This is a genomic window from Ancylomarina sp. (genome assembly GCF_041555295.1).
Taxonomy (GTDB): Bacteria; Bacteroidota; Bacteroidia; order Bacteroidales; family Marinifilaceae; genus Ancylomarina.
In genome coordinates, this window is the sequence record NZ_JBFFKR010000097.1 from 1 (window position 1) to 11,712 (window position 11,712).

Annotated in this window: 9 protein-coding genes; 7 read left to right on the forward strand and 2 right to left on the reverse strand. The window is 36.4% G+C overall.

The genetic code is table 11. The annotated features are described in order from the left end of the window. On the reverse strand, positions 1-1,118 hold a 1,118-nt coding region (locus ABY905_RS08745; RefSeq protein WP_372642618.1), incomplete at its 3' end, for a galactokinase. Positions 1,119-1,319: 201 nt separating this feature from the next. Next, complete coding sequence (locus ABY905_RS08750; RefSeq protein ID WP_372642620.1) at positions 1,320-2,333, reverse strand: GntR family transcriptional regulator; 1,014 nt, start codon at positions 2,331-2,333, stop codon at positions 1,320-1,322. A 228-nt stretch (positions 2,334-2,561) separates the two neighbouring features. Here ABY905_RS08750 and ABY905_RS08755 point away from each other — a divergent pair, with 228 nt between their 5' ends. The 7 genes from ABY905_RS08755 to ABY905_RS08785 all read left to right on the forward strand — a co-directional run bounded on the left by ABY905_RS08755 (position 2,562) and on the right by ABY905_RS08785 (position 11,205). Then, positions 2,562-3,575, forward strand: coding sequence for an aldose epimerase family protein (locus ABY905_RS08755; RefSeq protein WP_372642622.1), 1,014 nt, complete (start codon positions 2,562-2,564; stop codon positions 3,573-3,575). A gap of 401 nt (positions 3,576-3,976) precedes the next feature. After that, a complete protein-coding gene (locus tag ABY905_RS08760; RefSeq protein ID WP_372642624.1) occupies positions 3,977-5,203 on the forward strand; it encodes an efflux RND transporter periplasmic adaptor subunit in 1,227 nt (408 codons plus the stop codon). After that, complete coding sequence (locus ABY905_RS08765; RefSeq protein WP_372642626.1) at positions 5,196-6,416, forward strand: efflux RND transporter periplasmic adaptor subunit; 1,221 nt, start codon at positions 5,196-5,198, stop codon at positions 6,414-6,416. The genes ABY905_RS08760 and ABY905_RS08765 overlap by 8 nt, the downstream gene beginning before the upstream one ends. Before the next feature lie 14 nt (positions 6,417-6,430). Next, entirely contained in the window at positions 6,431-7,636 is a 1,206-nt protein-coding gene (locus ABY905_RS08770) for an efflux RND transporter periplasmic adaptor subunit (protein ID WP_372642628.1), read from the forward strand. A gap of 73 nt (positions 7,637-7,709) precedes the next feature. Further along, positions 7,710-8,948: an ABC transporter permease gene (locus ABY905_RS08775; protein WP_372642630.1), complete on the forward strand. Its 1,239-nt coding sequence runs from the start codon at positions 7,710-7,712 to the stop codon at positions 8,946-8,948. A gap of 12 nt (positions 8,949-8,960) precedes the next feature. Beyond that, positions 8,961-9,680, forward strand: a complete 720-nt coding sequence (locus ABY905_RS08780; RefSeq protein WP_372642632.1) for an ABC transporter ATP-binding protein — start codon at positions 8,961-8,963, stop codon at positions 9,678-9,680. A gap of 22 nt (positions 9,681-9,702) precedes the next feature. Beyond that, positions 9,703-11,205: a TolC family protein gene (locus ABY905_RS08785; RefSeq protein WP_372642634.1), complete on the forward strand. Its 1,503-nt coding sequence runs from the start codon at positions 9,703-9,705 to the stop codon at positions 11,203-11,205. Positions 11,206-11,712: the final 507 nt, after the last annotated feature.

Consider the following 11,712-nt stretch of genomic DNA (forward strand, 5'->3'; position numbering starts at 1 on the left):
ACATAGAATTCGGGATCTAAACCAATACGACTTTTATAATTATCACCAACAGTTTTAATAAAGATTTCCACAGCCTCATCCTTAACTAGACTTACTGTACATCCACCAAATCCAGCACCAGTCATTCTCGATCCCAAGACACCATCAATCTTTCGAGCTTCTTCTACCATCGTATCCAGTTCAATTCCTGTTACCTCATAATCATCACGAAGTGAATCATGAGAAGCATTCATTAAAAGGCCAAAGGTTTCAAGTTCACCGCTTTTTAGAGCATCAATCGCCTTAAATACACGTTGATTTTCAGAAACAACGTGCTTGGCTCTGCGTCTTACGACCTCATTACTTAATAAGGGTTCAATATTCTTGAATTCCTCGTTATTTAGTTCACACAAGAAATCAATTTTGCTCTTACGGCTAATCAATTCAACAGCAAGCTCACATTCAGCGCGCCTTTCATTGTACTTCGAATCTGCCAAGCCTCTTTGCTTATTGGTATTTCCAATTACTAGCTTATAACCATCCATCTTAAGAGGTACGATATCATACTCTAGCGTATCACAATTCAAAGCTAAAACATGATTTTTAACTCCCATGCCAATGGCAAACTGATCCATAATACCACAATTAACGCCTACGAATTCATTCTCTGCCTTTTGAGACATTTTCACCAGCTCGACTTGGTCGAAATTTGCTTCAACCAATTCGTTAAATGCAACCGACATCACCAATTCAACTGAAGCCGATGATGACAAACCAGCACCATTGGGGATATTACCAGAGAACAAGAGTTCCATTCCTTTGGCCTTAAATCCTCTCTTCTGAAACTGATCCAAAACACCCATAGGGTACTTCACCCATTCGTTATTTCCTTTTTTAATCTGATCAGTAGAAATTCTGATCTTATATTCAAAGTTTTCACTGGCAAAGAAAATGGAATCATCTTCTCTTTCCCGTAGAATCAGATAAGTGCCATACGTCAATGCGCAAGGAAAAACTCTTCCTCCATTATAATCGACATGCTCTCCAATAAGATTCACTCGACCTGGGGCAAAATATATTTTACAGTCACCTTCTCCGTAGAGATTAAAGAACTGTTCTTTCAACTTTTTTACATTCATAATTAATCAAACTGGTTGGTACTGGTCGGTAAATTTACAAATAGTTTCTACTATTCCAAGAACTATAAGCTTAGAGATTAAATTTAATTATTTAATGATCTTAAAACAAACAGTTAAAACACAGCTCGTCAGAACAAAAAAAAGCCTGTCTCATTAAAAAAGAAACAGGCTTGCATTATTTTTAAGCAACTAGCTAGAAAGCTAAAATGATTTTCTCCTTATAAGGTTCGAAACATTCTCTATTTGCTTATTCTTTTTATTCAACACCATATCAGCCAACATAATTCCCATCAATTCAAAGTCTGTTGATATCGTTGAGATACCATCAGCTACAACTTCCTTTAGAGCTGTATCATTGTAGGAAATAATACCTAAATCCACTCCCAGTTTAAGTTTTTCAGACTTGGCTGTTTTCACAAGAGAAACCAGATCCTTATCGGATGGTACAATATAAACTTCGCCCTTATGTATTTGATGATTTTTAAGACTCGAAATCACTTCAGACTCCCATTGATCTTTATGATTGTCGCAGAACTTGTTAAAACCTTTCATCTGACCTAATGGCTCCTTACCTCCTGGGAAAACCAAAAAGAGTTTCTGATACTTTTTTAGTTCTTTCAAACCAGAGTTTAGGGCAGCAATCATATCTTTCTCAAAATTCTGATGAACCGACGGGTAATGCTTCACAAGTGTAGCATTGGTTTGATCGAGAATATAAACCTTATCTTGAGGCAACTGCTTAAGAATAGAATAAGCGTCATTAAATTTAGCAGGCATAATCACATAAGACGTATAAGCCCCATTACTTGCTTCTACCAAATCTTTAAAAACCTGTCTATTAAAATGATGAAAGTAGATATCAACAACAGCCTGTCCTTTCAAACTCTCAAGGAATGAATTATAAAGCACTTCCTTAAAAGCATTTAATTCATCAAAAAGTAAGAATATTTTATGTTTAAACTGGGTTACAGTGCTCTCTACATAATACCCCTTACCAGGAACAGATAAAATAACGCCTCGAGCTTTAAGTTCATTAAAAGCAACCAAAACCGTATCTCTCGATAAGGTAAATTCTTTACAAATGGCATTGATTGAAGGCAAACGATCACCTTTGTGAATCAAACCAGCTTCAATAGCTTCCAGTAAAGAATTAATCATTTGTTTATATTTGGGAATTCCGGAATCGGTAGATATCTTAAAGATTTGATTCAACATATTGATAGTTTAAAATCTCAGGAATGAGATAAGATTCTTAGTGTAAACAATTGGTCTTGCAAAGATACATCTTTAACGACAGGTAGCTACCAGTACGATACAATTAATTTGTATAATATGTTTGATTCTGAAGTTTTTCTTATAATTTCGACCTTTCAAAAGATGGAGAATAGGCAAAATCCATTTCAAAGTTAATATTCTATAAATTAAAAACAACACTCTCAACTGATGATTCAAGCACAAGCATTTGGCCATAAAGACAATAAGATCAAGCATTTTGTTCTTTCAAATAAAAATGGTGTTTGCGCAAAAATCACAAATTATGGAGCCATACTAACTTCACTAACACTACCAATAAAATCAGGAGACAGAGAAATTGTTTTGGGTTTTGATTCTTTGGAAGAGTATCAAAGCGAAAACTATCTGAGAGATTACCCCTATTTCGGAGCAATTATTGGGCGATATGCCAACAGAATCAATCAAGGCAAGCTTACGATTGACGGTCAGGAAATTCAACTACCAACTAATCATGGGCAACATCACTTACATGGTGGTTATTCTGGTTTTGATAAACGAACATGGGATGCTGAGATTATTGATGATTCTAAGCTTCGATTGAGTCTACTTAGTAAAGATGGCGATGAGAATTTTCCTGGAAACATGAAAATAACAGTCATCTATGAATTAAATGATAAAAACGAGCTTACCATCTATTATTCTGCCACTTGCGATAAAACTAGCCCAATCAACCTCACCTCACATACTTATTTTAACTTCACGGGTGGAGAAGAGAACATCTTAAATCATGAACTTCAAATTGATTCAGATTATATTCTTGAAAACAATACAGAACTAATTCCTACTGGTAAGTATCTGGAAGTTGACAATACAGCTTTCGATTTCAGAGCTCAAAAGAAAATTAGTCAGGATATCGAGGCTGTAGAAAATTACGACAACTGCTTTGTATTAAAAACTAAAGGCAAAACGCTTAGAAAAGTGGCTAAAGTCCACGAAGAACAATCAAATATCAGCATGGAAGTTTCAACAGACTTCCCGGGCTTACAGCTCTACACAGGCAAGTATATTAATATTGAAGGGAATAATAAATTTGGCCCCTTTTCAGGACTTGCTCTAGAGACACAAGGTTACCCTGATGCGCCAAACCAAGATAATTTCTCACATGGCTTAATTCATCCAGGAGAAGTATACAAGCACCAAACCCATTATAAATTTCATTTCTAAAAACCTGATTATTCACTAATCTAAATTCAACATAAGGCCAGTAAACCTACCCACAGGTAAACTAGGTGCTGCATTAAAAAGAAAGACAAAAGCTACTCCCCACGAGTAGCTTTTTCTAGTTTTAGAATTAACATATATAACAGACCATACACGCTATATTATAAAGACAAGAATGCTCACCCAGCTCACAAACAAAACAATATATTAAAAAAAGTTAAATTCATACTTAATAAAAACTATTTAACTATACTTGTAAGGATCTATTATTAACAAAAGCCTTACTCTACATGCCAGAACAACCACACAAACAGCAATTTAGACAGCAATTCAGACAACAAAAATACCTATATCATAAACAATAAGATAATCAGTCATAATTTCAATCCGACCAAAACCTAAGTATGACAATCTTTTCAAAACAAACAATTACAATACTCTCAATTTCACTTTTAACTTTCACAATCTCATCATGTCATTCTAAACAAAATGATATTTACACACATCAGATTGAATATAGAGATTACACAGATCATTTGATTGTAGTTGGTGAACTTCAGCCCTCAAACACTCTAAATATTTCATGTCCTCGTTTAAGAGCTGATGCAAGCATATCCTATCTGATTAAGCACGGCAAGTGGGTTGAAAAAGGAGATACTATTTGCATCCTCGAAGCCAAGGAAATTGCAAATAAATATGAACAAGCGAACTCCGATTTAGATAATGCCAAAGCTGAATACAGAAAAACCGAAGCGCAATTAAATCTAAACACACAACTACTGATTGCCCAAAAAGAAACCATTGAAGCCAGTGAAGCCATTAAGAAATTAGACAGCATACAGCAAAAATTTGTCTCAAACTCTCGCAAACAAATTATAGGTCTCGAACTAAAAAAAGCTGAGCTGGAAAAACAAAAGGTGGTGAACCGACTGAATAGTTTAAAAAATATCAACAAATCGATACTCAGTCAGAAGAAAATTAAAATTAAACAAGCCGAAATCCAATTAAGTAGTGCGAAATCACTTTTAGACCAACTGATTATAAAAGCGCCTATCTCAGGTACAATTTTACGTGCAAAACAACGCCGAAGTAATAAATTAATAAATGAAGGAGATATTGTTTGGGGAGGTATGGCTATAGCTAAAATTCCAAATACTGCATCCTATCAAGTCAAACTCTCTCTTACTGAACAAGAATGTAAACAGATAGAAAAAGATTTCCCTTTTAAAGGCAAATCTAAACCCAATGAAATAATTTCAGGATTTATTAAAAACAAAGCCCCAGTTGGAAAACCTATCGAAGAGAATTCTGAAGTCAAGATATTTGACATCATTGCTAAAATTGACTCGATAAACTTCGAGCCCAAGCCAGGACAATCTGTATTCTGTAATATTATAACAAAAACAATTCCTGATGCCTATATCATACCCTTACTGTCCGTATTCCCCGAAGATAGTATACAGGTAGTGTATGTGGCGCAGCAAGATAAATTTGAAAAACGCAGCATAACAATCGTCTATAAAAATGCCATTCAGGCTATAGTAACAAGCGGATTTAAAGCTGAAGAAAAAGTAGCTCTTATCAAACCACACAAAAATCAAATCCTGAAAAAAGATACCTCCGATGAATAAACTAAGCATCTTCTTATTAATTCTTATTTGCACTGCATGTTCTCCTGATGGAAAAGATGACATTTCACTCTACAAAGTAAAGAAAGGTAATCTCTCCATAAGCTTAACCGAAGAAGGAGAATTAAAAGCCTCGAATTCGATCAATATTTCTTCGCCAGCCATTTCATGGCGGTTTGGGAATCTTAAAATCATCAAAATCATTGACGATGGAAAGGAAGTGACTAAAGGTGATACCGTTATGATATTCGATCCATCTGAAGTGGGGAAAGCTATTGAACAATCGAATAATGAATTGGACATCGCTAAAGCAGAGTTGGAAAAAAACAAAGCTGAGCAAGCTTCCAAATTAGAGGAGTTAGAATCGAACTTTAAGATCACAGAAATCTCACATCGTATTTCTGAGATAAACTTTGAACTAGCTGAATATGAAGCTGAGATAACAAAGAGAGAGATTGAACTTAAACTAAAAAAGGCTAAAATATCATTGGGTAAAGCCAAAGGAGAAATCTTAAACACAAAAAAAATTCAGCACGAAGAGTTACAACAATCTCTCCTAAAAATAAAACAGTTAGAAGCTAAGGTAATAGAAGCTACAGATGCACTAAAAAGTCTTACTATAATTAGTCCTGCGCCGGGTATAGCCATTTTAACAAAAAACTGGAGCACCAACAACAAATGGCAAGTTGGTGATCAAACATGGTCGGGTAATCCTATGATTAGTCTTCCAGATCTAAGTCAAATTATATCGACAGTAAAGATCAACGAAATTGATATTTCAAAGATTCGCTCCTCACAAAAGGTTGAGATTAAATTAGACGCTTACTCCGATACAATATTCTCTGCGCAAGTAACCAAAATTGCCAATTTGGCCGAAAGCAAAAATGGGAAAGATAAGATCAAGGTTTTTCCCATAGAGACCCTAATTGATGGGACATCACCAAAATTACTACCAGGAATGACTGTTAGCTGTAAAATAATGATTGACGAAATAAAAGATGAACTCCTCATACCAATAGACGCCTTGTATTCCGAAAAAAACCAGCACTGGGTTTACTTAAAATCAGGAAGTAGCTTCAAAAAAACAGAAGTGGGGATTGGTGCTTCCAATAGCGACTTTGTCATTATAAAAGAAGGCATAAAAGAAGGAGATCAGCTCGCTTTATCTGATCCCTTTCCTGAAAATGAATCAAAGAATAAGCAGGACGAATTATAAACCCCAATTTCATTATGGAAAAAGTAAAAATCCTATTACTGGCGGGAATGCTATTCTTCATTTCCTGTAGCAAAAATAATAAAGACTCAGAATTTAAAATCCAAAAGGGCAGTTTTACAGCTTCAATAACTGAAACTGGTGAGTTACTAGCAATTAATGCAGTGAGTATCAACATGCCATCAATCGGATTTAGGTATGGTTGGCGATTTAAAATTATTGATTTAGTTGATAATGGGACTCTGGTAAAGCTTGGTGAAAAGATTGCTAAAATAGATGAAGCAACAGTTCGTAAAAGAATCATTGAACTTGAGACCCAATACAATCTGGAGCAAGCCAATTTGAACAAACAAATAATTGAGCAAGACAATCAAGTGCAGAGTTTAGAAATAGCCCTCGAAGAAGAACAGGCCAATTACGAACTGAAGGAGCTGGAAATGGAAACCTTTAAATTTGAATCACCACAAAAGCGCACAATCAAAAAACTGGAATTTGAACAGGTCCAGATTAACAGAACAAAAGCCATTCGTAACATTCAGCGCCAAAAGATCATCAAGGAAAATCAAATTAAAATTCAAGAATTAAAGGTTAATCAGATTAAGCTAGATATTGAGCAAGCATATATCGCAGTCAAAAAACTGGATATAGTCAGTCCAATAAATGGTATTGTGCAACTCAAGAAAAACAGAAGATCCAAACAGAATTATAAGATTGGTGATGAAATCTTCTTAAATCAATCTTTTGCCCTTGTTCCAGATATCAACTCGATGAAGGTAAAAACCAGTATAAATGAACTTGATTATAAAAAAGTTCGATTAGGACAAAAGGTTAAGGTTAGATTAGATGCCCTTCCCGAAGTCGTATTTGAGGGGAAAATTAGCTCTTTAGGCAAACTCAGTAAACCCAAAGAGCAAGACAGTAAGATTAAGGTGTTTGATGCTGAAATCACGATCATTAACAATGATGAAAGATTAAAGCCAGGAATGACCGTTAGCTGTCAGATTTTTTATGCCGATTATCAAAATGTGATGTATGTGCATAATGATTGCCTGCTACGAGATAAAGGGAAATACTTCATTTTTCCTGAAAAAAATAAAAGACAAGAAGTTAAGATCGGCTTTTCTAACAACAATTACACGGTTATTCTGGGCGAACAAAAAAAGGGACAAGCTCTATATCAGGCTAACAGAAGGAAAGATCCTGCAAGTCAGCAAGAAGCTTAATAGTTCACTCACTATGAATAGCCCAAAATCAATCGTCTAAAAACCAAGACTAACCAGCCAAAACTGAACCTCCATGCAATTAGAAGAAAATATACAAGCTGCCTTCAACGGCTTGAGAGAGCACAAATTCAGATCATTTCTGACCATGCTGGGTATTATATTCGGCGTTGCTTCCGTTATTGCCATGCTTTCCATTGGAGAGGGTGCCAAACGTGAAGCCATAAAAAAATACCAACAACTGGGCGTAAATAATATTATCATCCGGGACATGGATCTTTCTGATAAAGAATTGGAAAGTATGCGAGCCAAATTTTCTCCGGGATTATCTCTAGAAGATGCACAAGCCATCAGGGAAATTGTTCCCCAGATTGTTGATGTGGCGCCACAAGCAGAAAAGAAAGCCAATATCAAATACCAGGACAAATCCATAAAAGCGACTTTGATTGGCGTGACCCCAAGTTATTCTAAAATCCTAAACTATTCGACCGATACAGGTAGTTTTATCAATAAGAACCATCAAGACAGACAACTAAAGGTCTGTGTAATTGGGACTGATATCGCTTCCAAGTTTTTTACTATCGACGATCCGATAGGACAAAGCATTAAGGTTGACGACCAATGGCTGGAAGTGATTGGTGTATTGAAAAGCAAATCGCTTTTTACAGAGACGGTCGGTGAACTGGCATCCCGGGATTTAAATTCCGACATCTATATCCCCCTGTCCACTTTTCACAAACGGTTCGAAAAAGAAAAATTACTCTCCAGTGAGTTAAAACAAATAACGATAAAACTAGAGGGCTCTGAAAACATTACCCAAATATCTAAAATTGTTGAGAATCTGGTAAACCGTCATCATTTCAACAACAAGGACTTTAGTATTGTCATCCCGATTGAGTTATTGAAACAGGAAGAAAAAGAACGCCGTATTTACAATATCCTCTTGGGTTCGATTGCTGCTATTTCTTTATTGGTAGGTGGCATTGGCATTATGAATATCATGTTGGCCACAGTGATGGAAAGAACCCGCGAGATTGGTGTACGAAGAGCGATTGGTGCAAAGAAAGATGACATCCTCTCTCAATTTATCACCGAGTCACTTGTACTAAGCATCATTGGAGGAATTATCGGGGTCATTTTTGGCTTAACACTTTCCATCACCATCTCGCTATCCACTGCCATTACCACAAGTGTCACCCTATACTCAGTTCTCATCGCCTTCCTATTTTCGGTACTTGTGGGTGTCACCTTTGGTTATTTGCCCGCACGAAAAGCAGCCCGTTTGAGTCCTATTGAATCCATTCGTTACGAATAAATCCCTTGAATCATGCTAATTGAAATTAAAGATCTAAGAAAAAAATATATCATGGGCGATATGGAGGTTGAAGCACTACGGGGCGTCAACCTAAATATTTCGACTAACGAATTTGTTTCCATCATGGGACCATCAGGTTCAGGAAAATCGACTTTGATGAACATACTGGGCTGCCTGGATACACCAAGCTCTGGACAATACCTCTTCGATTCAATCGATATTTCATCACGAACAGATGATGAACTTTCCGAAATCCGTAATCAAAAGATTGGTTTCATTTTCCAAACGTTTAACCTGCTGCCAAAATTAAATGCCCTGCAAAATGTAGAGCTGCCCCTAATGTATTCGGGCGTTGAAAAACACTTGAGGAAAGATCTCGCTAAAAAGGCCTTGAAAAGGCTCGGTCTGGAAAACAGGATGAACCACAAACCCAACGAATTGTCGGGTGGACAAAGACAGCGTGTAGCCATAGCTCGTGCCCTGGTTACCAATCCAGGGATTATACTTGCCGACGAACCCACAGGGAATTTGGATACCAAAACAGGATTCGAAATTATGGGAATTTTTAAGGAACTGCATCAGGAAGGCAATACCATTATCCTGATTACCCATGAACCCGAAATTGCAGAACAGGCAGACCGAGGCATTATCATTCGCGACGGCCTGATCACCAAAGATGCACTCAACACAACAATTCTAAGTCCCAGCAACGCCATTCTAACTCAAATATAAGCCGTTCAAAAAGAGCAAAAACATGATAAACACACAAAGAATAACAGCCATTTTACTTCTATTTTTCTCCTTCAACATCACACTTAAGGCTCAAGAATCTTTAGTTATGAAACTGGATTTAGAAACCAGTATTAAGATTGCCAAAGAACAGAGTTACACTATGCTGATGTTGAAAGAGGGTTTAAATTCTGCTCAATATCAATTAAAAGCAGCCAACTCTTCGTTCAAAACTCACATCAGTATGGACATAACAGCACCAAACTACTCAGAATCAATTGTTGATTTTCAGGATAGCGAGGGCATGACTTATTTTTCGAACAAACAACTGTCCTACTCTGGAAACCTGACAATCGATCAACCTTTGCCTACAGATGGACGTCTATTTGTTCGTTCGGGCATATACAATACCGATGATTACGATCAGGACGAAAAATTTATGAAACTACAGACCCGTATCGGATTAACACAACCTATTCAGTCGCTTTACGCCTACAACTCGATAAGATCGGAATACGAAAAAGCCCGATTGAATTACGATTTAACCAGTAAACGTTTAAAAAGAAATGAACTGGATTTGATTTACAAAGTAAGTAAAGCCTTTTACGATCTGCATGCCTCAAAGGAACACATGGGCATTACAAAAATGTCGATGGACAGACTTTCAGAAGCCTATAAAATTGCCCAAAACAAATACAAAGCGGGCTTAATCAGAGAAGTGGAAGCCCTACAAATGGAAGTCGATTTGGGAGAAGCTCAAAACGCCTACGATCTTGCCACTGTGAACCATGCCTCACAATTGAACGTTTTTAAGCAAGTGCTAGGTCTTTCTTTATCTGAAAATATTGAATTGCAAAGTGATTTCAGCTACAATCCCATACATATTGATGTTAAAATCGCTTTGGAAAAAGCTCTTGAAAACAGATTGGAACTTAAGGAACAGCAATTGCAAATAGACCTGACCAATATTGAATTGAAACGTATAAAATCAAAAGGAACCCTATCGGGAGACTTGGAAGCCTATTACGATTTTGTTGGGATGGATAAATACGATATCAATAAAAACCTAGGTGGTGCCATTAATGGAACCTGGGGTACTCTAAAGGATAGACCTGCCAACTTTGGTATTTTGCTAAAACTGAAAATTCCAATTCTCGATTGGGGAGAGAACCGCTCACGAGTTAGAGCCGTGCAAGCGCAAATCAAACAAAGCGTTTATCAGCAAGAAGCCCAAACCATCGAAATTGAAAGCCAGGTGATCAGAACGGTAAACGAAGTACATAGCACACTGAGACGCTTGGAACTACTTAAAAAGAACAAAGTAATTGCCGAAAAAAGTTTTGACATATCGCAAAATAGATTCTCCAATGGCGATATCGACAGTCAGACTTTGGCACTGGATCGTGAACGATTGGACAAAACCAACGAATCGCACCTAAGAGCATTTATCGATTACAAACTAAAATTAGCTGACCTTATGCGCAAAACCTTCTACGACTTCGAAAAGAATCAGGATGTGATTTATTAAACATTTTGAAAGAAGGAATATTAAAGAGGCGAACTAATAAGTTCGCCTTTTTAGTTTAATTTAGTTAGTGAAAATATAGGCCAGTTTAATTAATAAGAAGATTTAATGGCTATCGGTGTGAAAACAAAAAAAGAATAAGTGTACAAATCAAATAATTAGCTAACACATAATCTGTACGATTATGAACAATAAAGCATCCGCTTTCGAACAGACAGATGAACACAAATAAATATGCTTATGTATAACACATATGATTATTAAGCTAATAAGCACTTAGGTATATTTATTGATTACTCAGAGGCTTAATTAACCCAAACCCTATTAATTTAGATATCAATGAAACTCACAAACAAAAATCTAATCGTCTTTCTCCTATCTCTAGCCTTAATCTCAATGGAGATTATTTGGTCGAGAATTTTCTCAGCGGAATATTTTTACACCTTTGCTTTCCTCATATTGAGTGTAAGCATTCTTGGCTTAGGACTCGGGGCCTTATCCTTGCGAATG

Excerpts from the sequence above, each read along its gene's own strand:
- ABY905_RS08785 (WP_372642634.1), top strand. The coding sequence starts at position 9,703 with ATGATAAACACACAAAGAATAACAGCCATTTTACTTCTATTTTTCTCC.
- ABY905_RS08780 (WP_372642632.1), top strand. The coding sequence starts at position 8,961 with ATGCTAATTGAAATTAAAGATCTAAGAAAAAAATATATCATGGGCGAT.
- ABY905_RS08760 (WP_372642624.1), top strand. The coding sequence starts at position 3,977 with ATGACAATCTTTTCAAAACAAACAATTACAATACTCTCAATTTCACTT.
- ABY905_RS08775 (WP_372642630.1), top strand. The coding sequence starts at position 7,710 with ATGCAATTAGAAGAAAATATACAAGCTGCCTTCAACGGCTTGAGAGAG.
- ABY905_RS08755 (WP_372642622.1), top strand. The coding sequence starts at position 2,562 with ATGATTCAAGCACAAGCATTTGGCCATAAAGACAATAAGATCAAGCAT.
- ABY905_RS08770 (WP_372642628.1), top strand. The coding sequence starts at position 6,431 with ATGGAAAAAGTAAAAATCCTATTACTGGCGGGAATGCTATTCTTCATT.
- ABY905_RS08765 (WP_372642626.1), top strand. The coding sequence starts at position 5,196 with ATGAATAAACTAAGCATCTTCTTATTAATTCTTATTTGCACTGCATGT.
- ABY905_RS08750 (WP_372642620.1), bottom strand. The coding sequence starts at position 2,333 with ATGTTGAATCAAATCTTTAAGATATCTACCGATTCCGGAATTCCCAAA.